Genomic DNA, 22,988 nt, shown 5'->3' on the forward strand with positions numbered 1-22,988 from the left:
CTCGAAGTACAAATCCCAGGCACAAAAAAGCCGCTGGGCAGCGGCTTTTTTGGCGAAGATCGGTCTACTTCAAACCCGACATCTTCTCGATCGCACCTTTAAGCTCGGCATCCGAGCAATCGGCACAGGTGCCTTTGGGCGGCATGGCGTTCAAGCCGGTAATCGCCTTGGCCAGCAGGCCATCGAGGCCGCCTTGGTGGTCGGCACGGTCTTTCCACGCCGCGGTGTCACCAATTTTCGGTGCGCCCAACAGGCCGGTGCCGTGGCAGGCGTTGCAGTGCTTGGCGATCACGTCATCCGGTGTTTTTGCACCGCCGCCGCCACCGGCTGCCACCGCCACTTCCATGCCTTTGCATTCCTGGCCCTGAACACAGACTTGGCCGACAGGCTCCAGGCGCTTGGCAATTTCATCATTGGTCGCAGCTTGAGCGCTGACAGCCCATAGGGCCAGTACGGTTGCTGGTGCAGCCAGCATTTTCATAATTAGGTTCACGCGTTCACCCTCAATGGTGGCTATTCACGCCTGCGGCCACGGTTTCGCAGGCGGCGAAAGTATAACGGTTAGCCCGTCCGGCCGAAACAACCCTATTAAATAAAGGGAGATTCAGCCCTGCGGAATACAGCTACGGGTGTGTCTGCAACGCTGGCAGCACGCCTCTTGTGTCAAAAGTTCGCGGGTGTGGCTGCGCTGATTAGTCGCGCCGGCACATCGAACGGGTTGCGAAAACGATGCGGCTTGGTGCTTTCAAAGTAGTAGCTATCGCCGGCTTCGAGCACAAAAGTTTCAAGACCGACCACCAATTCCAGGCGACCTTCCACCAGAATCCCGGTTTCCTCGCCTTCGTGGGTGAGCATTTCTTCGCCAGTGTCGGCGCCCGGCGGGTAAATCTCGTTAAGAAACGCAATCGCCCGGCTCGGGTGTGCGCGGCCCACGAGTTTCATGGTGACGGCGCCGTCCGATATGTCGATCAGCTCATTGGCTTTATAGACGACCTGGGTCGGTTTTTCCTGGAGGATCTCCTCGGAAAAGAATTCGACCATCGACATGGGAATGCCGCCCAGCACCTTGCGCAAGGAGCTGATCGAGGGGCTGACACTGTTTTTTTCGATCATCGAAATGGTGCTGTTGGTGACACCCGCGCGCTTGGCGAGCTCGCGCTGGGAAAGACCCTTCAGTTTACGGATGGATTGCAGTCGTTCGCCGACGTCCAATGCAGGAGCCTCCTAGGATTCAGGCTTTGTTGTAATTGAGCGTTATCATGGCGACAGCGTTCAGTATTTACAACACTTGGGCCTAAATCCCGGCCGGCTTCACTCGTAGGCAGCGCTTAGGCCCCGCAATAGAGCCTTGGCACGCGGCGCAGGTTGCAGAAGATCTGGTAGGGAATGGTCTCGGCAGCAGTCGCGACGTCGCTGGCGAGAATAGTTTTGCCCCACAGCTCCACGGTGGAACCGAGCCCGGCCTGCGGGACGTCGGTGAGGTCGACACACAGCATGTCCATGGATACGCGGCCCAGCAACTGGCTGCGCTGGCCCGCCACCAACACCGGTGTGCCGGTTGGCGCGTGCCGTGGGTAGCCATCGGCATAGCCCATGGCGACCACGCCGATCCGCATCGGTTTGGGTGTGATGAATTTGGCGCCGTAGCCCACCGGCTCGCCGGCCGGCAGTTCGCGCACGCAGATGACCTTGGATTCCAGCGTCATCACCGGCTGCAAGCGCGCGGCGATGGCCTGATCTTCACCAAACGGCGTGGCGCCATAGAGCATGATGCCTGGGCGCACCCAGTCGCTGGACACGTTCGGCCAGCCCATCACGGAAGGCGAGTTGCGCAGGCTGACTTCGGCCGACAAACCTTGGCGCGCCGCTTCAAACACCGCCACTTGTTCATTGCTGCGTACACAGTCGAGCTCGTCGGCACGGGCGAAGTGGCTCATCAATACGATTTTCGCCACTTTACCGCTGGCCAGCAGGCGCTGATAAGCCTCGTGGTAATCCTTGGGATGCAGGCCGACACGATGCATGCCCGAATCCAATTTGAGCCAGATGGTCAGCGGCTTGCTCAACCGGGCCTGCTCAATCGCGTCCAACTGCCACAGCGAATGCACCACGCACCACATATCGTGCTCGATGATCAGCGGCAGTTCGTCAGCTTCAAAAAAGCCTTCCAGCAGCAATACCGGCGCGCGAATCCCGGCGGCCCGCAGCTCCAGTGCCTCTTCGATGCAGGCCACGGCAAACCCGTCGGCCTCGGCTTCCAGCGCCTGGGCCACGCGCACGGCGCCATGGCCATAGGCATCGGCCTTGACCACGGCGAGGGCCTTGGCCCCCGTGACTTCACGGGCCAGTTGGTAATTGTGGCGCAGGGCTTGGAGGTCGATCAGGGCACGGGCAGGACGCATGGCGGCAGGCTTCTAGGCGGCAGAGTGAAGAAAAAACCGGCACCGACCAACAGCGTCGGCACCGGGAGAGGGATCGTTGTTTAGGGCAGCGCGGCCACGACGGACAGCTCTACCAGGATTTCCGGTTCGCACAACTTGGCTTCAACCGTGGCGCGGGCCGGGGCGACACCTTTAGGCAGCCACTTGTCCCACACCGCGTTCATGCCGGCGAAATCGGCGTCGATGTCTTTCAAGTAGATCGTCACCGACAGCAGCTTGGATTTGTCGGTGCCGGCCAAGTCCAGCAAACGCTCGATATTGGCCAGGGTTTCACGGGTCTGCTTTTCAATCCCGGCACTCATGTCGTCGCCGACTTGCCCTGCCAGATACACGGTACCGCTGTGAACAACGATCTGGCTCATGCGCTCATTGGTGAGCTGGCGCTGGATTGACATGTTTTGCGGACTCCTGGTGGTTGCCGTAACGGGAAATATCGAGGCCTTCGGCGCTGATCTGCGGGGTTTTCTTCGCCATCAGGTCGGCCAGCAAACGACCAGAGCCACAGGCCATGGTCCAGCCAAGTGTGCCGTGCCCGGTATTGAGGAACAGATTCTTGAAAGGCGTGGCGCCGACAATCGGCGTGCCGTCGGGCGTGGTCGGGCGCAGGCCGGTCCAGAACGTGGCTTCGGTCAAATCGCCGCCCTGAGGATAAAGGTCGTTGACGATCATCTCCAGGGTTTCACGCCGGCGCGGGTTCAGCGACAGGTCAAAACCGGCGATTTCAGCCATACCGCCGACGCGGATGCGATTGTCGAAACGGGTGATCGCAACCTTGTAGGTCTCGTCCAGAATGGTCGAAGTCGGTGCCATCGCCGGGTTGGTGATCGGCACGGTCAGCGAGTAACCCTTGAGCGGGTACACCGGTGCCTTGATCCCCAGCGGTTTGAGCAGTTTTGGCGAGTAGCTGCCGAGGGCCAGTACATAACGGTCCGCGGTTTCCAGCTTGCCGTCGATCCACACGCCATTGATGCGGTCGCCTGCGGAGTCGAGGCGCTGGATGTCCTGGTCGAAGCGGAACTCAACGCCCAGCTGCTTGCACATGTCGACCAGGCGCGTGGTGAACATCTGGCAGTCGCCCGTCTGATCGTTCGGCAGGCGCAGCGCGCCAGCAAGAATATCCGTGACGCTGGCCAGGGCCGGCTCGACGCGGGCAATACCGGCGCGGTCGAGCAGCTCGAACGGTACGCCAGACTCTTTGAGCACGGCGATGTCTTTGGCCGCGCCGTCCAGTTGCGCCTGGGTGCGGAACAATTGCGTCGTGCCGAGGCTGCGGCCTTCGTAGGCAATGCCGGTTTCAGCACGCAGTTCGTCGAGGCAGTCGCGGCTGTACTCGGACAGACGCACCATGCGCTCTTTGTTCACTGCATAGCGGCTGGCGGTGCAGTTGCGCAGCATCTGCGCCATCCACAGGTATTGGTCGATATCGGCGGTGGCCTTGATCGCCAGCGGCGCGTGGCGCTGCAGCAGCCACTTGATCGCCTTGAGCGGAACGCCTGGGGCGGCCCAGGGTGAGGCATAACCAGGCGACACCTGGCCGGCGTTGGCGAAACTGGTTTCCATGGCAGCGGCTGGCTGACGGTCGACCACGACGACTTCAAAGCCGGCCCGCGCCAAATAGTACGCACTGGTCACACCAATGACGCCGCTACCCAAGACCAGAACGCGCATTTTTATATCCTCATCGCGGGCTTGGCCGCTGACGTGTGTTATTCGAGCAATGATGAGCGCAGTATAAAAAGCAATTGCCAGTGCATTTCACTATATAAATGCCTATATTTGGCGACAATTCTCGGTAAAAACCCTTTTGACAGAGGCGTATCCCCTATGCGTACCAACACCCAGACCAAGCGGGAGCTGGACAAGATCGACCGCAATATCCTGCGCATCCTGCAAACCGACGGGCGCATTTCGTTCACGGAACTGGGGGAAAAAGTCGGGCTGTCGACCACGCCGTGCACCGAGCGCGTACGCCGACTGGAACGCGAAGGCATCATCATGGGCTACAACGCGCGGCTCAATCCGCAGCATTTGAAGGGTAGTTTGCTGGTATTTGTCGAGATCAGCCTCGATTACAAGTCCGGCGACACCTTTGAAGAATTCCGCCGCGCCGTGCTCAAACTGCCCCATGTGCTGGAGTGCCATTTGGTGTCGGGTGACTTCGACTACCTGGTGAAGGCACGGATTTCCGAGATGGCCTCGTACCGCAAATTGCTCGGCGACATCTTGCTCAAGTTGCCCCATGTGCGCGAATCAAAGAGCTATATCGTGATGGAAGAGGTGAAGGAGAGCTTGAACCTGCCGATCCCGGATTGAACTGCCACAATGCGGTCAATTGTGGGAGCAGGCTTGCGCGCGAATTCTGTGTATCAGCCCGCGCATTTTTCACTGACCCGCTGCATTCGCGAGCAAGCCCGTTCCCACATTTAGAGTAGGTAAATTCACTAGACCAAGACTTGCCGGGTGCTGGCCATGTATTCGTGGATTTGCTTCTCAACCCGCGGATGAATCAACTCCACCGGGCCCCGCCCGTTGGGGCATGGCAAGGTCTTAGTGGTACCAAACAACCGGCAGATCAGCGGGCGTTCGTCGTACACCGTGCAGCCATTGGGCCCAAGGTGCACGCAGTTCAGCTCGTCCATGGCGGCATCCTGCTCGGCTGCGGTCTTACGCGGCAGGCGCGACATTTCCTCGGGCGAGGTCGTCACCGGCCCACAGCAGTCGTGGCAACCCGGAACACACTCGAACGAAGGAATCTGCCTACGCAGCGCGCTGATTTTCTGACTGTTGCAACTCATCGAAACACATACCGGACGGCGAATAGGCGTGGATTCTGACGCAAAACGCCCTGCGCAGACAGCTTCGTCCGACCGCTGTATCCTGCGTCAAATTTTCCAAACAGGGATGCTCCCCATGACCGCCAGCGCCCGGCACACCGATTCCTACTACGCCGCCAGCAGCGTCCCACAACCCGATTACCCGGCGTTGACGGGCGAAGTCAGCGCCGATGTGTGCGTAATTGGCGGCGGTTACTCCGGGCTCAACACCGCCCTGGAACTGGCCGAACGCGGTTACAGCGTGGTGCTGCTGGAGGCGCGCAGGATTGGCTGGGGCGCCAGTGGTCGTAACGGCGGCCAGCTGATTCGCGGCGTCGGCCATGGCCTGGACCAGTTTGCCAACGTGATCGGCACCGACGGCGTGCGCCAGATGAAGTTGATGGGCCTGGAAGCCGTGGAGATCGTGCGCGAGCGCGTCGAGCGCTATCAAATCCCCTGCGACCTGACCTGGGGTTACTGCGACCTGGCGAACAAACCTCAGCACCTGCACGACCTGGCCGAAGATGCCGAAGAACTGCGCAGCCTCGGCTATCGCCATGAAGTACGCCTGCTGCAAGCCAACGAGATGAGCAGTGTGATCGGTTCCGACCGCTACGTGGGCGGCATGATCGACATGGGCTCCGGCCATTTGCACCCGCTGAATCTGGCCCTCGGCGAAGCCGCCGCCGCGCAGAAGCTGGGCGTGAAGCTGTTCGAGCAGTCCGAAGTGACACGCATCGACTACGGCCCTGAAGTGAACGTGCACACCGCCCTTGGCAATGTGCGCGCCAAGACCCTGGTGTTGGCGTGCAACGCCTACCTCAATGGCCTCAACCCCTACCTGAGCGGCAAAGTGCTGCCCGCCGGCAGCTACATCATCGCCACCGAGCCGTTGAGCGAAGCCCAAGCTGCCCACCTGCTGCCCCAGAACATGGCCGTCTGTGATCAACGGGTAACGGTGGATTACTTCCGGCTGTCCGCCGACCGCCGCCTGTTGTTCGGTGGCGCCTGTCACTATTCCGGACGTGATCCGCAAGACATCGGCGCCTATATGCGCCCAAAAATGCTCAAAGTGTTCCCCCAACTGGCCGACGTGAAGATCGACTACCAGTGGGGCGGCATGATCGGCATTGGCGCCAACCGGTTGCCGCAGATCGGCCGGTTGGTGGATCAACCCAACGTGTATTACGCCCAGGCCTACTCGGGGCACGGCCTGAATGCCACGCACCTGGCGGGTAAGCTGCTGGCCGAGGCAATCAGTGGCCAGCAGCAGGGTCGCTTCGATCTGTTCGCCCAAGTACCGCACATCACCTTCCCCGGCGGCCAACACTTGCGCTCGCCGTTGCTGGCGCTGGGGATGCTCTGGCACCGCCTCAAAGAGCTGGTCTGATCAATCACGCCAGAACGGCTTCAGGCCTTCCTGGCGCGCTTGTTCGGCGGTCAGCCCGACGTCGCGCAGTTGCTCGCGAGTCAGGTGCAGCAAGGCTTTGCGCGTGTGACGGCGGTGCCAGAACAAACGCCAGCGGCTGATCTCCCGTGGCGCCGCCGCGCGCTCTTGCCCTGCCTGCAGTTCCTGACTGTGTAACATCAGACGCACATCGCTCATGCCGCTCATTTTGCTGCCCCTCAGTTGCTTGTTGCCATGAGTGACTAGCCTGAGCGCAACGGCAAAACCATGACAGACTCAACGCACCTTTATTAAATCCATACAGATACTGCCCATGATCGCCTGAATCCTGTATTTTCCGCCTATCTGTACTGGTCCTCGGGAGCGACCGCCATGACCCTTTACGTCAACCTTGCCGAATTACTGGGCACTCGCATCGAACAGGGCTTCTATCGTCCCGGCGATCGCTTGCCGTCTGTGCGCGCGTTGAGCGTTGAACATGGGGTTAGTCTGAGCACCGTGCAACAGGCCTACCGGTTGCTGGAAGACAACGGCCTGGCGATGCCAAAACCCAAGTCCGGCTACTTTGTACCGGTTGGGCGCGAGCTGCCGGCGCTGCCCGAGGTAGGCCGCCCGGCCCAGCGGCCGGTGGAAATTTCACAGTGGGACCAGGTGCTGGAACTGATTCGCGCGGTGCCACGCAAAGATGTCATACAGATGGGCCGAGGCATGCCGGATGTATTGTCGCCGACCCTGAAACCCTTGCTGCGCAGCCTGGCGCGTGTGAGTCGCCGTCAGGATCTGCCGGGGCTGTATTACGACAACATCCTCGGCTGTATGGAATTGCGTGAGCAAATTGCACGCCTGTCATTGGATTCCGGCTGCCAGCTGACGGCCGAAGACATTGTGATCACCACCGGTTGCCATGAGGCGCTGTCCGCCAGCATTCACGCGATCTGTGAGCCGGGCGATATCGTCGCGGTGGACTCGCCAAGCTTTCACGGTGCCATGCAGACCCTGAAAGGCCTGGGCATGAAGGCCCTGGAAATCCCCACGGACCCAATCACCGGCATCAGCCTTGAAGCGCTGGAACTGGCGCTGGAACAGTGGCCGATCAAGGTCATCCAGCTAACGCCCAACTGCAACAACCCCTTGGGCTACATCATGCCGGAGGCACGCAAACGTGCGTTGCTGACCCTGGCCCAGCGCTTTGACGTGGCGATCATTGAAGACGATGTGTATGGCGAATTGGCCTACAGCTACCCTCGCCCGCGCACGATCAAATCCTTCGATGAAGACGGCCGCGTGCTGCTGTGCAGCTCGTTCTCGAAAACCCTGGCGCCCGGTTTGCGCATTGGCTGGGTAGCGCCCGGTCGCTACCTGGAGCGGGTGCTGCACATGAAATACATCAGCACCGGTTCCACCGCGACCCAACCACAGATCGCGATTGCGGAGTTCTTGAAAAATGGCCATTTCGAACCGCATTTGCGGCGGATGCGCACTCAATACCAGCGCAATCGCGACCTGATACTCGACTGGGTCAGCCGCTATTTCCCGACCGGCACACGGGCCAGCCGGCCTCAAGGCAGCTTCATGTTGTGGGTAGAGCTGCCGGAAGGCTTCGATACGCTCAAGCTCAACCGCGTGTTGGTGGAGCAAGGCGTACAGGTGGCGGTAGGCAGTATCTTTTCCGCTTCGGGCAAATACCGGAACTGCCTGCGCATGAACTACGCTGCCAAACCGACCCCGCAAATTGAAGACGCCGTACGCAAAGTCGGCGCCGCCGCGATCAAGATGCTCGCCGAGACGCCAGACTGACCTTTCGCCGGAATTAGCCGTCATATGCCCACAATCGCCCTGACCTGGAAGCAGCGCCCTTGATGATCCAACGGCTTTTACCGTTTTTCCTGCTGGGCGCCCTGGCGCTGGGCGGCTGCGCAACAGTCGACACGCCGCGCATCCCCAGCGACGCCCTGCCCGCCGCGCAATCCTCATTCGGCCGTTCGATCCAGGCGCAAGCGGCGCCGCATCAAGGCCGCTCGGGTTTTCGTTTGCTGCCCAACAGCAGTGAAGCCTTCATGGCCCGCGCCGAACTGATCCGCAACGCCCAGAGCAGCCTCGACCTGCAGTACTACATCGTCCACGACGGCATCAGCACGCGCATGCTTGTGGACGAATTGCTCAAGGCAGCCGACCGCGGCGTGCGCGTGCGCATCCTGCTGGATGACACCACCAGCGACGGTCTCGACCAGGTCATCGCCACCCTCGCCGCCCACCCGCAGATCGAAATTCGCCTGTTCAACCCGCTGCACCTGGGCCGCAGCACCGGCGTCACTCGGGCCATGGGGCGGCTGTTCAACTTGTCGCTGCAACATCGGCGCATGCACAACAAGTTGTGGCTGGCGGACAACAGTGTCGCCATCGTCGGCGGGCGCAACCTGGGCGACGAGTATTTCGACGCCGAGCCCAACTTGAATTTCACCGATATCGATATGCTCAGCGTGGGCCCGGTGGCCGAGCAACTCGGGCACAGTTTTGATCAGTACTGGAACAGCGCACTGAGCAAACCGATTGATGATTTCGTCTCCAACAGCCCCTCCAAACGTGACCTGGCCGCCGCCCGCGTGCGCCTGCAAGATTCGCTCGCCGAGTCCCGCCAGCAAAACCATGCGCTGTACAACCGCTTGCGCACCTACCAGACCCAACCCCGCATGGACATCTGGCGCCGCGAGTTGATCTGGGCCTGGAACCAGGCACTGTGGGATGCGCCGAGCAAGGTGCTGGCCAAGGCCGACCCGGACCCGCAGTTGCTGCTCACCACCCAACTGGCGCCGGAGCTTGAAGGCGTCAACCATGAGCTGATCATGATTTCGGCGTATTTCGTCCCCGGCCAGCCTGGGCTCGTGTACCTGACCGGCCGAGCCGACGCAGGGGTGTCGGTGAGCCTGCTAACCAATTCGCTCGAAGCCACCGATGTACCGGCGGTACATGGCGGCTATGCGCCATACCGCAAGGCCCTGCTAGAGCACGGCGTAAAACTCTACGAGTTGCGCCGCCAACCCGGTGACCCCAGTGCAGGCAGCGGCCCGCACCTGTTTCGCCGGGGCTCGTTGCACGGCTCGGATTCCAGCCTGCACAGCAAGGCGATGATCTTTGATCGGGAAAAGTCGTTTATCGGCTCGTTCAATTTTGACCCGCGCTCGGTGCTGTGGAACACCGAAGTCGGCGTGCTGGTGGACAGCCCCGAGCTGGCGGAACACGTGCGCAACCTGGCGCTGCAAGGTATGGCGCCGGCGTTGAGCTACCAGGCGAAATTGCAGGATGGCCAGGTGGTATGGGTCACTGAGGATAACGGCCAACTGCATACGCTGACCGAGGAACCCGGCAATTGGTGGCGCAGGTTTAATGCCTGGTTTGCCACTTCAGTCGGTCTGGAGCGGATGCTGTAGGAACTATGAAGATCCAGTGTGGGAGCGGGCTTGCTCGCGAATGCGGTGGATCAGTCAATATTGCCGTTAACTGACACACCGTATTCGCGAGCAAGCCCGCTCCCACATTCGCTCCCGTTTCAAATCAGGCGGGCTGTGCGACGCCAAATGCACCCTGACGCAACAACAGCACCACCAGCCCCAACGCGCCGGCGGCCATCAGCAACGGCAACGCATGCCCGCTGATCCACTGGCTGCCCGCCCCGGCCACCAATGGCCCTATCAAGCAACCGATGCCCCACAACTGCGCCACGTGAGCATTCGCGCGCACCAGCGCATCGTCGCGGTAACGCTCGCCGATCAGGATCAGCGACAAGGTGAACAACCCGCCGGCACTGGCGCCGAAGACCACCCACACCGGCCAGATGAGCGGGGTGTGCATCAGCAGTGGAATCGCCAGGCTCGAGATCAGCAACAGCACCGCACAGCTCAAGAACAGCGTGCGACGCGGCAGGTAGTCAGCCAATGCGCCGATAGGCAATTGCAACAGCGCATCACCCACCACCACCGTGCTGACCATGGCCAAGGCGACCTCGGCCGTAAAATCCTGTTGCAGGCAATACACCGGCAGCAGCGTCAGAATCATCGCTTCGAACGCCGCGAATAAAGCCACCGCCCAGGCAATCGCCGGCAGGCTCAAGCAAAAACGCCATAAGTCGCCAAAGGTGACACTGAAGGACTCAGCCGTCGGCGCGCCGGAGCGCCCCAGCAACAGCAGTGGCGCGACCATCAGCAGGCCTACGCCCACCCAGAAGCCGTAATCATGGTCGGTGCCAATCACACCCAGCAGCAGCGGCCCCGACAGTTGGCTCAAGGCGTAACTGCAGCCATACAGCGCCACCAAGCGGCCCCGCCACTGCTCCACCACCAACTGGTTGATCCAGCTTTCACCGAGGATAAACACGATGGTCAGGATCACCCCGATCATCAGCCGCAGCACCAGCCAGACCGGATAGCTGGGCAGGATTGCCAGCAGGCCGATGGACACTGCACCGGCCCACAGGCACAGGCGCATCAGGTTGGCGGTGCCCAGCCATGAAGCCATGCGGCTGGAGACCTTGGCGCCCAGCAGTACGCCGAAGGCCGGCATGGCCGCCATTACGCCGATAGCGAAACTGCCATAGCCCCAGCCTTCAAGGCGCAGGGACACCAGCGGCATGCTGACCCCGAGGGCCAGACCGACGCTGAGTACCGAGGCCAGGACGGCGAAGTAAGTCGCCCAACGCATGTCCACGCTCCTGTGGATAATTTTCAGGGTTTCAAACGAACTGTAGGAGCGAGCCTATGTGGGAGCCGGGCTTGCCTGCGATGCAAGCACCTTGGTGTGTCAGTCACACCTCGGTGATGCTATCGCAGGCAAGTCAGCTCCCACAAAAGCCAGCTCCCACATTTGGCCTGCGGTGTTTCCTACAGGGTTACAGCTTGATCCAGGTTGCCTTCAGTTCGGTGTACTTGTCGAACGCGTGCAGCGACTTGTCGCGACCGTTACCGGACTGCTTGAAGCCACCAAACGGTGCGGTCATGTCACCGCCATCGTACTGGTTGACCCACACGCTACCGGCGCGCAAGGCCTTGGCCGTCAGGTGCGCCTTGGAGATATCCGCCGTCCACACCGCTGCGGCCAGGCCGTATTGGGTGTCGTTGGCGATGGCGATGGCTTCTTCGGCGCTGTCGAAGGTGATCACCGACAGAACCGGGCCAAAGATTTCTTCCTGGGCAATCTTCATGGCGTTGGTCACGCCGTCGAAAATCGTCGGTTCAACGTAAGTGCCACCGGTTTCTTCCAGGGTGCGCTTGCCGCCCGCAACCAGCTTGGCGCCGTCGGCGTGGCCAGCTTCGATGTACGACAGCACGGTGTTCATCTGCTGGGTGTCCACCAGCGCACCGACGTTGGTCGCCGGGTCCAGCGGGTTGCCTGGCTTCCAGCCTTTGAGGGCCTCGATCACCAGCGGCAGGAATTTATCCTTGATGGAGCGCTCCACCAGCAGACGCGAACCGGCGGTGCAGACTTCGCCCTGGTTGAAGGCGATGGCGCCAGCGGCGGATTCGGCCGCCGCTTGCAGGTCCGGGGCATCGGCGAACACGATGTTCGGGCTCTTGCCGCCCGCTTCCAGCCACACGCGCTTCATGTTGGACTCGCCGGAGCGAATCAACAGCTGCTTGGCGATTTTGGTGGAACCGGTGAACACCAGGGTGTCGACGTCCATGTGCAGCGCCAAGGCATTGCCCACGGTGTGGCCGTAGCCCGGCAGCACGTTGAACACCCCTTTTGGAATACCGGCTTCAACGGCCAGGGCCGCGATGCGGATGGCGGTCAGCGGGGATTTTTCGGACGGCTTGAGGATCACCGAGTTACCGGTAGACAGCGCCGGGCCGAGTTTCCAGCAGGCCATCATCAGCGGGAAGTTCCACGGTACGATCGCGCCGACAACGCCGACCGGCTCGCGGGTCACCAGGCCCAATTGATCGTGCGGAGTAGCGGCAACTTCGTCGTAGATCTTGTCGATGGCCTCGCCGCTCCAGCTCAGCGCGTTGGCTGCGCCAGGCACGTCAATGCCCAGGGAGTCGCTGATCGGCTTGCCCATGTCCAGGGTTTCGAGCAGGGCCAGCTCTTCGGCATTGGCCTTGAGCAGCGCGGCGAAACGGATCATGGCGGACTTGCGCTTGGCCGGTGCCAGACGTGACCAGACGCCGGAATTAAAGGTGGCGCGGGCGTTTTCTACAGCGCGCTGGGCGTCGGCGACGTCGCAGCTGGCGACAGTTGCCAGCAGGCGGCCATCGACCGGGCTGATGCATTCGAACGTGTCACCGGAAACAGCGGCGGTGTATTCGCCATTGATGTAGGCGCGGCCTTCGATCTTCAGATCCTTGGCGCGTTGTTCCCAGTCGGCACGGGTCAGGGTGGTCATGCGAGTGTCCTCCTCTTATTGAATACAAGGGCCAGGTGATGTCCCCCGGCAGCCTCAAAGAATTCTTGCCCGGCCAGCCTGCTGTTCGGCTCAAGGCAGCTGCCACCCTAAACCAGCGGCTGGGGGTGTTTCAATATATTTGACACAACGCCGGTAAACGCCCTTGCGATGTTCATTTTAATAAACATAGACTTTGGACTCTCCAACCGCAGGCCAGACGGGACACGCACATGAGCATCCAGGACATCGTCGACTTCAGCCAAGCCAATACCGCCCCCGAACGCTACCGGCCGGCCGCCGAAAAAGTCCTCAAGGGCGATCCCGAGCAAACCCTCTACAACCACTACAACAGCCCGTGCGGCCAGATGAGCGCCGGGGTCTGGGAAGGTGAAGTCGGGCAATGGAAGGTCAACTACAGCGAGCATGAATATTGCGAGATCGTGCAGGGCGTTTCGGTGCTGCGCGATGCCGACGGTAACGCCAAGACCTTGCGTGCGGGCGACCGCTTCGTGATCCCCGCCGGGTTCAGCGGCACCTGGGAAGTGCTGGAACCGTGCCGCAAGATCTACGTGGTGTTTGAACAGAAAGCCTGATCAGCAAATCACAGGCAAAAAAAAGCCCGACTCGTGAGAGACGGGCTTTTTTTCACAAGGAAGAAAATCAATTACTTGATTTTGCCTTCTTTGTAGATCACGTGCTTGCGAACGCGCGGGTCGAACATTTTCTTTTCGAGCTTGTCCGGGGTAGTACGCTTGTTCTTGTCGGTAGTGTAGAAGTGACCAGTACCGGCGCTAGAGATCATTCGAATCAATTCACGCATGATAAAGCTCCTTAGATCTTGCCAGCGGCGCGGATTTCGGCCAGCACGACAGTGATGCCGCGCTTGTCGATGATACGCATGCCTTTGGCAGATACACGCAGGCGAACAAAACGTTTCTCTTCTTCAACCCAGAAGCGGTGATGCTGCAGGTTCGGCAGGAAACGACGACGGGTTTTGTTATTTGCGTGGGAAATGTTATTCCCAGTCACCGGACCCTTACCGGTAACTTGACAGACTCTCGACATGCCTCAGCCCTCTAAAACCACATGCCCAACCCGGCATGGGTTGGCCGCTTAATCTCTCAGTCATTTGGCGCCAGGCGCCGCGTTTCTTTAAGGGTCTTACCGGCTACACCTACAGTGAAGGAACCGGGCCCCTAGAAAAGAGCGCTGCTTTATACCAGAAAGACCAAGGTGCAACAACAGCCCGTGTGTTTTTACCGGCGTAAATCTTGGCGACAGACGCCTGAACCGTTGCCAGGAGTGGCCGCTGTAACAGCCGACCGCTCGTCGCACAGAATGATTTACAGCGCTCGCACGCACGATGAAGTGCACGGCGAAACGCGCTGAGGCGCCATCAAAACAGCATTTGCGCCAAAAGCACAGGCAAAAATGGACTAGTCATTTATCAATCAGACCACTACGGTAGGCTTTTTCCAGACTGCACTCGCAGATGGGCCTTCGATCTGCAAAGGAAACCGAACATGCGCCTCGCTGCCCTACCGCTATTGCTAGCCCCTCTATTTATTGCGCCGGCGGCCCTGGCTGCTACCAGTTTAAGCGTGTGTACCGAAGCCAGCCCTGAAGGGTTCGATGTGGTGCAATACAACTCGCTCACCACTACAAATGCCTCGGCCGACGTCCTGATGAACCGCCTGGTGGACTACGACGCCGCCAGCGGCAAGCTGGTGCCGAGCCTCGCAGACAGTTGGGACGTTTCGCCAGATGGCCTGACGTACACCTTCAAGCTGCACCCGGATGTGAATTTCCACCGCACCGAATACTTCACCCCAAGCCGCACCCTCACCGCCGAAGATGTGCGCTTCAGTTTCGAGCGCATGCTCGACCCGGCCAACCCATGGCACAAGATCGCCCAAAGCGGCTTCCCGCATGCCCAGTCGCTACAGTTGCCGACGCTGGTCAAGAAGATCGACGCCCTCGACCCGCTGACCGTGCGCTTCACGCTCGATCATGCCGACTCGACCTTCCTCGCCGCGTTGAGCATGGGCTTTGCCTCGATCTACCCGGCCGAATACGCCGACAAGCTGCTCAAGGCCGGCACTCCGGAGAAGCTCAATAGCCAACCTATCGGCACCGGCCCGTTTGTTTTCGTCCGGTTCCAGAAAGATGCCGTGGTTCGCTACAAAGCCAACCCGGACTATTTCGCCGGCAAACCGGCTGTGGATAACTTGCTGTTCGCCATTACCCCGGACGCCAACGTGCGCCTGCAGAAATTGCATCGCGACGAATGCCAGATCGCCCTCTCGCCCAAGCCGCTGGATGTGGGCGAGGCCGAAAAAGACCCGGCATTGAAGGTGGAGAAAACCGCCGCCTTCATGACTGCATTCGTGGCCATCAACAGCCAGCATCCGCCGCTGGACAAGCCGGAAGTGCGCCAGGCAATCAATCTGGCGTTCGACAAGAACAGCTACCTCAAGGCCGTGTTTGAAGGCACCGCCGAGGCGGCCAATGGCATTTATCCACCCAATACCTGGAGCTATGCCAAAGACCTGCCGGGTTATCCACAGGACATCGCCAAGGCCAAGACGCTGCTCGACCGCGCGGGGCTCAAGGACGGTTTCAAGACCACCATTTGGACACGACCAACCGGCAGCTTGCTGAACCCCAACCCCAACCTGGGTGCACAACTGTTGCAGGCAGACCTGGCCAAGATCGGCATCCAGGCAGAGATCCGCGTGATCGAATGGGGCGAACTGATTCGCCGCGCCAAGGCTGGTGAACATGACCTGCTGTTCATGGGCTGGGCCGGCGATAACGGCGACCCGGATAACTTCCTCACCCCGCAGTTCTCTTGCGCGGCGGTGAAATCCGGCACCAACTTTGCCCGCTACTGCGACCCCGCGCTGGACAAACTGATCAGCGCTGGCAAGACCACCAGCGAGCAAGGCGTACGCACCAAGTTGTATCAACAGGCCCAGGCGCAGATCCAGCAGCAGGCGTTGTGGCTGCCGCTGGCGCATCCGACCGCGTTTGCCCTGACACGCAAGAATGTCGAGGGCTATCAGGTGAGCCCGTTCGGGCGCCAGGACTTCTCGAAAGTCAGCGTCAAGCCCTGATGACCTGCCCCGCCCTTGCGGGCGGGGCTACATCCACCCGTATTCCGCCATCGACAACGGATCACCATCACCGACGATGATGTGATCCAGCACCCGCACATCCACCACCTCCAACGCCTTTTGCAGCAACTTGGTCAATTTTCGATCAGCCGCACTCGGCTCGACACTCCCGGAAGGATGGTTGTGACACAGAATCAATGCTGCCGCGTTATACGCCAACGCACGCTTGACCACTTGCCGCGGGTAAACAATGGCAGTGTCGATGGTGCCCTGGGACAGCGCCTCAAAGCCCAGAACGCGGTGCTTTGAGTCGAGAAACAGGCAGCCAAAGATCTCGTGAGGCTCATGACGCAGCAGCGCCTTGAGGTAGTCACGCACTGCCAGCGGGCTTTCCAGCACCGAGTCCGCGCGCAGGCGTTCGGCCATGTGCCGTCGGGACATCTCCAGCACAGCCTGCAACTGGGCAAACTTTGCCGGCCCTAACCCCAAATGCTGGCTGAACAGCGTCTGGTTGGCCTCCAACAGCGGGCGAAGGCCGCCAAATTGCGCCAGTAAATGGCGCGCCAGGTCGACCGCGCTTCTGCCCGACACCCCGGTGCGCAGGAAGATTGCCAGCAGTTCGGCATCCGACAGCGTTGCCGCGCCCCATTCCAAAAGTTTCTCCCGCGGACGTTCCGCCACAGGCCAATCGCGAATACTCATCCCACCTCCGTGTGCATGTGCGCCGCTGTTGCCCGGCGGACGCTGTGTTATCTTAAGCCCTCTTTTTTGCGTGCGATTTCTCCTGGGGAGGGGGCATCGCAGGCGTCATTGAACTGGCATCACTGAACTGGAAAGGCAAACCAATGCAGCGTCTGTATCGGAAACGCATCGTTCTCGGCGTCGGCGGCGGCATTGCCGCCTACAAGAGCGCAGAGCTGGTTCGCAGGCTCCTGGACCAGGGCGCCGAAGTGCGCGTAGTCATGACCCGCGGCGGCAGCGAGTTCATCACCCCGCTCACCATGCAAGCTTTGTCCGGCCACCCGGTTCATCTGGACCTGCTGGACCCGGCGGCCGAAGCCGCGATGGGCCATATCGAGCTGGCCAAATGGGCCGATCTGGTACTGATCGCCCCGGCAACCGCCGACTTGATCGCCCGCCTGGCCCAAGGCATCGCCGATGACCTGCTGACCACGCTGGTGCTGGCCACCGACGCCACCGTCGCCATCGCCCCGGCCATGAACCAGGCCATGTGGCGCGACCCGGCGACCCAGGCCAACACCCAGCTCCTGCAAAGCCGAGGCCTCAAGGTGTTCGGCCCGGCGTCCGGCAGCCAGGCCTGCGGCGACGTCGGCATGGGCCGCATGCTCGAAGCCACCGACCTGGCGCTGTGCGCCGCCGAGTGTTTCCAGCACCTGGCCCTTACCGGCAAACACGTGCTGATCACCGCCGGCCCGACTCAGGAAAACATCGACCCGGTGCGCTACATCACCAACCATAGCTCAGGAAAAATGGGCTTTGCATTGGCCGAAGCGGCGGTTGAGGCAGGCGCACGTGTCACCTTGATCACCGGCCCGGTGCATTTGCCGACGCCTGATCGGGTCACGCGAATCGACGTAGTCAGCGCCCGGGACATGCTGGCGGCTTGCGAGGCAGCCATTCCCTGCGACCTGTTTATCGCCTCGGCGGCGGTTGCAGACTACCGCCCGGAAGTCGTAGCCCCGCAAAAGCTTAAGAAAGACCCTACAAGCGGCGACGGCCTGCTCCTGCAAATGGTGCGCAACCCCGACATCCTGGCAACCATCGCCACGCGCGCGGACCGCCCTTTCAGCGTCGGCTTTGCCGCCGAAACCGAGCACCTGCTGGACTACGCGGCACGCAAATTGAAAGACAAAAACCTCGATCTGATCGTTGCCAATGATGTCGCCAACCCGAGCATCGGCTTCAACAGCGAGGAAAATGCCATCAGCGTGATCGACCGCGAGTTGCACGCCACCGTTTTCGCCCAGACCAGCAAAGGCAAGATTGCCCGCCAACTGATCTCATTTATCGCCCAACGGCTGAACCAGGTTTAATTGACATGCACGCTTTGCAAGCCAAGATTCTCGACCCACGCATCGGCAACGAATTCCCACTGCCGGCCTATGCCACCCCAGGCTCCGCCGGGTTGGACCTGCGCGCCATGCTCAAGCAAGACACCGTTCTTGAACCGGGCCAGACCCTCCTGATCCCTACCGGCCTGTCGATTTATGTTGGCAATCCGGGCCTGGCGGCACTGATCCTGCCGCGCTCCGGCCTGGGCCACAAACACGGCATCGTGCTGGGCAACCTGGTCGGCCTGATCGACTCCGACTACCAGGGCGAGCTAATGGTGTCGTGCTGGAACCGCGGCCAGTCCGCCTTCAACATTGCTGTTGGCGAGCGTATCGCGCAACTGGTGCTGGTGCCGGTGGTGCAAGCGCACTTCGAACTGGTTCAGGAGTTTGATGAGACTCAACGCGGCGCAGGCGGTTTTGGGCATTCCGGCAGCCACTGACTAAGCTGAATCAGGCCGGACGCTTTTGTCCGGCCCGATGCCACCGCAAGGCTTTTCAGGACGAAGAATGCGCGGAATTAATCAGCGAGATTTCATCATTGAAATCAATGCATTACGCAGCCATAAGCACTGAGTGCCAGCTCCGATGGCACTTTTGCACCACGAACTCTCTGCCGAAAACGCCGTCATACCCTTCAGTTTGAGCCTGCCGGTCAGCCACTTTAAAGCCAGCTTTTCCCCCTTCAGATGGAGTTTCCCCCCGCAATGAGTACCGCAGCCCGAGTAGCCCCGACATTTCCCGACAGCATCTTTCGCGCCTATGACATCCGTGGCGTCGTGCCCAAGACCCTGACCGCCGAAACCGCCTATTGGATCGGCCGTGCCATCGGCTCCCAAAGCCTGGCCCAGGGCGAACCCAATGTATCGGTAGGCCGCGATGGCCGCTTGTCCGGCCCGGATCTGGTGGAACGACTGATCCAGGGCCTGGCCGACAGCGGCTGCCACGTCAGCGATGTGGGCCTGGTGCCGACCCCTGCGTTGTACTACGCAGCCAACGTACTGGCTGGCAAGTCAGGCGTTATGCTCACCGGCAGCCATAATCCCTCGGACTACAACGGCTTCAAGATCGTCATCGCCGGTGACACCCTCGCCAACGAACAGATTCAGGCGCTGCACGAGCGCCTGAAGACCAACGATCTGACCACCGGCACCGGCAGCATCACCAAAGTCGATATTCTTCAACGCTACTCTGACCAGATCACTGGCGACGTCAAACTCGCCCGCCGCCTGAAAGTGGTGGTGGACTGCGGCAACGGCGCGGCCGGCGTGATTGCCCCGCAACTGCTCGAAGCCCTGAACTGCGAAGTGATCCCGTTGTTCTGCGACGTCGACGGCAACTTCCCTAACCACCACCCGGACCCGGGCAAGCCTGAAAACCTGGTGGACCTGATCGCCAAGGTCAAGGAAACCGGCGCCGACGTGGGCCTGGCGTTCGACGGTGACGGCGACCGCGTCGGCGTGGTGACCAACACCGGCGAGAACGTGTTCGCCGACCGCCTGCTGATGTTGTTTGCCCGCGACGTGGTGGCCCGTAACCCCAACGCCGAAATCATCTTCGACGTGAAGTGCACCCGCCGACTCACCCCGCTGATCAAGGAATACGGCGGTCGCCCACTAATGTGGAAGACCGGCCACTCGTTGATCAAAAAGAAAATGAAGGAAACCGGCGCGCTGTTGGCCGGCGAAATGAGCGGCCACGTGTTCTTCAAAGAGCGCTGGTTCGGGTTCGACGACGGCATTTACAGCGCCGCCCGTCTGCTGGAGATCCTCAGCAAGGAAAAATCCACGGCGCAGGAGCTGTTTCAGACCTTCCCGAATGATATTTCTACGCCAGAGATCAATATCCATGTGACCGAGGAGAGCAAATTCAGCATCATTGACGCACTGCACGATGCGCAATGGGGCGAAGGCGCCAACCTGACCACCATTGATGGTGTGCGCGTCGATTACGCCAAAGGCTGGGGCCTGGTTCGTGCGTCCAACACCACACCGGTGCTGGTCCTGCGTTTCGAGGCGGATACCGAGGCTGAGTTGCAGCGCATCAAGGACGTGTTCCACGCCCAGTTGAAACGTGTTGCCCCTGATCTCCAATTACCGTTCTGATTTTTTACCGGAGCCCTGAATGACCCTCGAACGCGAAGCCGCTGCCAATACTGCCAAGGTCCTGTCCGAAGCGTTGCCTTACATTCGACGCTACGTCGGCAAGACGCTGGTGATCAAGTACGGCGGCAATGCCATGGAAAGCGACGAGCTGAAAACCGGCTTTGCCCGCGACATCGTGTTGATGAAAGCTGTCGGGATCAACCCGGTGGTGGTGCACGGTGGCGGCCCGCAAATCGGCGATCTGCTCAAGCGCTTGTCGATCGAGAGTCACTTCATTGATGGCATGCGCGTCACAGACGCGCAGACCATGGACGTGGTGGAGATGGTCCTTGGTGGCCAGGTCAACAAAGACATCGTCAACCTGATCAACCGACATGGTGGCAGCGCCATCGGCCTGACCGGCAAGGACGCGGAGCTGATCCGCGCGAAAAAACTGACAGTTACCCGTCAGACGCCAGAGATGACCCAGCCGGAAATTATCGACATCGGCCAGGTCGGTGAAGTGATCGGCATCAACACCGACCTGCTGAACCTGCTGGTCAAAGGTGACTTCATTCCGGTGATCGCGCCAATCGGCGTGGGCGCCAACGGTGAGTCCTACAACATCAACGCCGACCTGGTAGCCGGTAAAGTGGCCGAAGCGCTGAAGGCTGAAAAGCTGATGCTGCTGACCAACATTGCCGGCCTGATGGACAAGGAAGGCAAGGTGCTGACGGGTTTGACCACCCAGCAGGTGGACGAGCTGATCGCCGACGGCACCATCTACGGCGGCATGCTGCCGAAGATCCGTTGCGCGCTGGAAGCCGTACAAGGCGGCGTGGGTAGCTCGCTGATTCTGGATGGCCGCGTGCCTAATGCAATCCTGCTGGAAATCTTCACCGATACCGGTGTGGGCACGCTGATCAGTAATCGCAAGCGTCCTTAAGCTTCAGAAAACAAAAGGCCCCGCTCAATGACATTGAGCGGGGCCTTTTTTATGAGGTCTTCAAGGTGGAATGCAATCCAATGTGGGAGCGGGCTTGCTCGCGAATGCGGAGCGTCAGTCAATACTTCTGCTGAATGACTGACTACATTCGCGAGCAAGCCCGCTCCCACAAGGGGTTTGCGACGCCTTTGGATCGCCTCAGACGCCGAACTGCTCGCGGTACGCACGCACCGCCGGCAAGTGCTGCTTGAGCTGCGGATCGTCTTCCAGGAACTGCAACACCTGGTTCAGCGACACAATGCTCACCACCGGAATGCCGAAATCACGTTCCACTTCCTGAATTGCCGACAACTCACCGTTGCCGCGCTCCTGACGATTCAGCGCGATCAGCACGCCGGCGGCCTTGGCGCCATCTTGGGATGCGATGATCTGCATCACCTCACGGATGGCGGTACCGGCGGTGATCACGTCATCGATGATCAGCACGTCGCCCTTGAGCGGAGCCCCAACCAGGCTACCGCCTTCGCCATGTGCCTTGGCCTCTTTGCGGTTGAAGCACCACGGCAGATCCAGCCCGTGATGTTCAGCCAACGCCACGGCAGTCGCGGCCGCCAGCGGGATGCCCTTGTAGGCTGGGCCAAACAAAACGTCGAAGGAAATGCCGCTTTCAACGATGGCTGCCGCGTAGAAACGACCCAGCTGAGCCAGGGCCGAACCCGAGTTGAACAAGCCTGCATTGAAGAAGTACGGGCTGGTGCGCCCGGACTTCAAAGTGAACTCACCGAAGCGTAAAACGCCGCGATCGATGGCAAAACGAATGAAATCGCGTTGATACGCCTGCATGAAAAAAAGCCTCAGATACCACGGATTTAGCTAATTAGGTAGACGGCGTGTATCATACACGCACGCGATTTTTGGGGCCATTTATGCGGATCATCAGTGTGAACGTCAATGGTATTCAGGCTGCAGTCGAGCGTGGTTTGCTCAGTTGGCTGCAAGCACAGAATGCCGACGTCATCTGCCTGCAGGACACCCGCGCCTCCGCCTTTGAACTGGACGACCCAGCCTTCCAACTGGATGGCTACTTCCTTTATGCCTGCGATGCCGAAGTGCCCACCCAAGGTGGCGTGGCTTTGTACTCGCGGTTGCAACCCAAGGCGGTCATCAGCGGCCTCGGCTTCGAGACAGCCGACCGCTACGGGCGCTACCTGCAGGCCGATTTCGACAAGGTCAGCATCGCGACCTTGCTGCTCCCTTCGGGGCAGAACGGCGATGAAGACTTGAACCAGAAGTTCAAGCTAATGGACGATTTCGCCCGTTATCTGGATAAACAGCGACGCAAACGTCGCGAGTACATTTACTGTGGCTCGCTGTACGTGGCGCAACAGAAGCTGGATATCAAGAACTGGCGCGACAGCCAACAATCCCCGGGCTTCCTGGCGCCGGAACGTGCCTGGATGGACGAGATTGTCGGCAACATGGGCTATGTTGACGCCCTGCGCGAAGTCAGCCGCGAAGGCGACCAGTACAGCTGGTGGCCGGATAACGAACAGGCCGAGATGCTTAACCTGGGCTGGCGTTTCGACTACCAACTGCTGACCCCGGGGCTTCGCCGCTTTGTTCGCAGCGCACGCCTGCCGCGTCAGCCACGCTTCTCGCAGCACGCGCCGCTGATAGTGGACTACGACTGGACATTGACCATTTAAAGTCTTTTTCCAGGCACAAAAAAACC

At 60.4% G+C, this 22,988-nt stretch carries 23 protein-coding genes and 1 pseudogene; 11 read left to right on the forward strand and 13 right to left on the reverse strand.

The window, feature by feature from the left end:
- Window positions 1-64: 64 nt before the first annotated feature.
- From AC19YS_RS07540 to dadA, 5 genes are all read right to left on the reverse strand, one after another.
- A complete protein-coding gene (locus AC19YS_RS07540; protein ID WP_099488297.1) occupies window positions 65-481 on the reverse strand; it encodes a c-type cytochrome in 417 nt (138 codons plus the stop codon).
- Window positions 482-663: 182 nt separating this feature from the next.
- On the reverse strand, window positions 664-1,212 hold the full coding sequence (locus AC19YS_RS07545) for a cupin domain-containing protein (protein WP_106575843.1): 549 nt from the start codon (window positions 1,210-1,212) through the stop codon (window positions 664-666).
- Between the two features lie 116 nt (window positions 1,213-1,328).
- The gene (gene alr / locus AC19YS_RS07550) at window positions 1,329-2,402 is read right to left on the reverse strand and encodes an alanine racemase (RefSeq protein ID WP_119737240.1); all 1,074 of its coding nucleotides are present in this window, start codon (window positions 2,400-2,402) and stop codon (window positions 1,329-1,331) included.
- Between the two features lie 80 nt (window positions 2,403-2,482).
- Entirely contained in the window at window positions 2,483-2,836 is a 354-nt protein-coding gene (locus AC19YS_RS07555; protein ID WP_016970573.1) for a RidA family protein, read from the reverse strand.
- Entirely contained in the window at window positions 2,808-4,109 is a 1,302-nt protein-coding gene (gene dadA, locus AC19YS_RS07560; protein WP_106575845.1) for a D-amino acid dehydrogenase, read from the reverse strand. The genes AC19YS_RS07555 and dadA overlap by 29 nt, the downstream gene beginning before the upstream one ends.
- Window positions 4,110-4,265: 156 nt before the next feature.
- Between dadA and AC19YS_RS07565 the strand changes: the two genes are divergently transcribed.
- The gene (locus AC19YS_RS07565; protein ID WP_003176896.1) at window positions 4,266-4,754 is read left to right on the forward strand and encodes an Lrp/AsnC ligand binding domain-containing protein; all 489 of its coding nucleotides are present in this window, start codon (window positions 4,266-4,268) and stop codon (window positions 4,752-4,754) included.
- A 128-nt stretch (window positions 4,755-4,882) separates the two neighbouring features.
- Here the strand turns inward: AC19YS_RS07565 and AC19YS_RS07570 are convergent, their stop codons facing one another.
- Window positions 4,883-5,236 (reverse strand): YkgJ family cysteine cluster protein, encoded by a 354-nt coding sequence (locus AC19YS_RS07570; protein WP_003176897.1) that lies wholly within the window; start codon window positions 5,234-5,236, stop codon window positions 4,883-4,885.
- Window positions 5,237-5,351: 115 nt separating this feature from the next.
- Between AC19YS_RS07570 and AC19YS_RS07575 the strand changes: the two genes are divergently transcribed.
- Entirely contained in the window at window positions 5,352-6,644 is a 1,293-nt protein-coding gene (locus AC19YS_RS07575; RefSeq protein ID WP_500601369.1) for an NAD(P)/FAD-dependent oxidoreductase, read from the forward strand.
- Here AC19YS_RS07575 and AC19YS_RS07580 read toward each other — a convergent pair whose 3' ends face one another.
- The gene (locus AC19YS_RS07580; protein WP_500601370.1) at window positions 6,645-6,869 is read right to left on the reverse strand and encodes a DUF1127 domain-containing protein; all 225 of its coding nucleotides are present in this window, start codon (window positions 6,867-6,869) and stop codon (window positions 6,645-6,647) included.
- Between the two features lie 165 nt (window positions 6,870-7,034).
- On the opposite strand from AC19YS_RS07580, the gene AC19YS_RS07585 reads away from it, so the two are divergent.
- Entirely contained in the window at window positions 7,035-8,459 is a 1,425-nt protein-coding gene (locus AC19YS_RS07585) for an aminotransferase-like domain-containing protein (protein WP_119737238.1), read from the forward strand.
- 62 nt (window positions 8,460-8,521) lie between these two features.
- A complete protein-coding gene (locus AC19YS_RS07590) occupies window positions 8,522-10,090 on the forward strand; it encodes a phospholipase D family protein (protein WP_119737236.1) in 1,569 nt (522 codons plus the stop codon).
- A 124-nt stretch (window positions 10,091-10,214) separates the two neighbouring features.
- On the opposite strand, the gene AC19YS_RS07595 is transcribed toward AC19YS_RS07590, so the two are convergent.
- Both AC19YS_RS07595 and AC19YS_RS07600 read right to left on the reverse strand, forming a co-directional pair.
- Window positions 10,215-11,357 (reverse strand): MFS transporter, encoded by a 1,143-nt coding sequence (locus tag AC19YS_RS07595; RefSeq protein ID WP_500601372.1) that lies wholly within the window; start codon window positions 11,355-11,357, stop codon window positions 10,215-10,217.
- A gap of 187 nt (window positions 11,358-11,544) precedes the next feature.
- On the reverse strand, window positions 11,545-13,038 hold the full coding sequence (locus tag AC19YS_RS07600) for an aldehyde dehydrogenase (RefSeq protein WP_106575851.1): 1,494 nt from the start codon (window positions 13,036-13,038) through the stop codon (window positions 11,545-11,547).
- Window positions 13,039-13,268: 230 nt separating this feature from the next.
- Here AC19YS_RS07600 and AC19YS_RS07605 point away from each other — a divergent pair, with 230 nt between their 5' ends.
- On the forward strand, window positions 13,269-13,631 hold the full coding sequence (locus AC19YS_RS07605) for a cupin domain-containing protein (RefSeq protein ID WP_145158135.1): 363 nt from the start codon (window positions 13,269-13,271) through the stop codon (window positions 13,629-13,631).
- A gap of 71 nt (window positions 13,632-13,702) precedes the next feature.
- Here AC19YS_RS07605 and rpmG read toward each other — a convergent pair whose 3' ends face one another.
- Together rpmG and rpmB are read right to left on the reverse strand one after the other, a co-directional pair.
- On the reverse strand, window positions 13,703-13,858 hold the full coding sequence (gene rpmG, locus AC19YS_RS07610) for a 50S ribosomal protein L33 (protein WP_003176906.1): 156 nt from the start codon (window positions 13,856-13,858) through the stop codon (window positions 13,703-13,705).
- Between the two features lie 11 nt (window positions 13,859-13,869).
- Entirely contained in the window at window positions 13,870-14,103 is a 234-nt protein-coding gene (gene rpmB / locus AC19YS_RS07615) for a 50S ribosomal protein L28 (RefSeq protein ID WP_003176907.1), read from the reverse strand.
- Window positions 14,104-14,561: 458 nt separating this feature from the next.
- On the opposite strand from rpmB, the gene AC19YS_RS07620 reads away from it, so the two are divergent.
- Window positions 14,562-16,154: an ABC transporter substrate-binding protein gene (locus AC19YS_RS07620; protein WP_500601373.1), complete on the forward strand. Its 1,593-nt coding sequence runs from the start codon at window positions 14,562-14,564 to the stop codon at window positions 16,152-16,154.
- 27 nt (window positions 16,155-16,181) lie between these two features.
- Here AC19YS_RS07620 and radC read toward each other — a convergent pair whose 3' ends face one another.
- Window positions 16,182-16,856 (reverse strand): RadC family protein, encoded by a 675-nt coding sequence (gene radC, locus AC19YS_RS07625; protein WP_119737230.1) that lies wholly within the window; start codon window positions 16,854-16,856, stop codon window positions 16,182-16,184.
- A 143-nt stretch (window positions 16,857-16,999) separates the two neighbouring features.
- Here radC and coaBC point away from each other — a divergent pair, with 143 nt between their 5' ends.
- The 4 genes and pseudogenes from coaBC (at window position 17,000) to argB (ending at window position 21,256) form a co-directional block, all read left to right on the forward strand.
- Window positions 17,000-18,208, forward strand: a complete 1,209-nt coding sequence (coaBC, locus tag AC19YS_RS07630) for a bifunctional phosphopantothenoylcysteine decarboxylase/phosphopantothenate--cysteine ligase CoaBC (protein ID WP_010207499.1) — start codon at window positions 17,000-17,002, stop codon at window positions 18,206-18,208.
- 5 nt (window positions 18,209-18,213) lie between these two features.
- Window positions 18,214-18,669, forward strand: coding sequence for a dUTP diphosphatase (gene dut / locus AC19YS_RS07635; RefSeq protein ID WP_448198577.1), 456 nt, complete (start codon window positions 18,214-18,216; stop codon window positions 18,667-18,669).
- Window positions 18,670-18,909: 240 nt separating this feature from the next.
- Window positions 18,910-20,331, forward strand: a pseudogene (locus AC19YS_RS07640) (phosphomannomutase/phosphoglucomutase); the annotation flags it as partial.
- Between the two features lie 19 nt (window positions 20,332-20,350).
- Window positions 20,351-21,256, forward strand: a complete 906-nt coding sequence (gene argB, locus AC19YS_RS07645) for an acetylglutamate kinase (RefSeq protein ID WP_015886532.1) — start codon at window positions 20,351-20,353, stop codon at window positions 21,254-21,256.
- A gap of 198 nt (window positions 21,257-21,454) precedes the next feature.
- Here the strand turns inward: argB and pyrE are convergent, their stop codons facing one another.
- Window positions 21,455-22,099, reverse strand: a complete 645-nt coding sequence (gene pyrE / locus AC19YS_RS07650) for an orotate phosphoribosyltransferase (RefSeq protein WP_106575858.1) — start codon at window positions 22,097-22,099, stop codon at window positions 21,455-21,457.
- Window positions 22,100-22,182: 83 nt separating this feature from the next.
- Between pyrE and crc the strand changes: the two genes are divergently transcribed.
- Window positions 22,183-22,962, forward strand: coding sequence for a catabolite repression control protein Crc (gene crc / locus AC19YS_RS07655; RefSeq protein ID WP_003195493.1), 780 nt, complete (start codon window positions 22,183-22,185; stop codon window positions 22,960-22,962).
- Window positions 22,963-22,988: the final 26 nt, after the last annotated feature.

The organism is Pseudomonas sp. MF08831 (assembly GCF_059862645.1).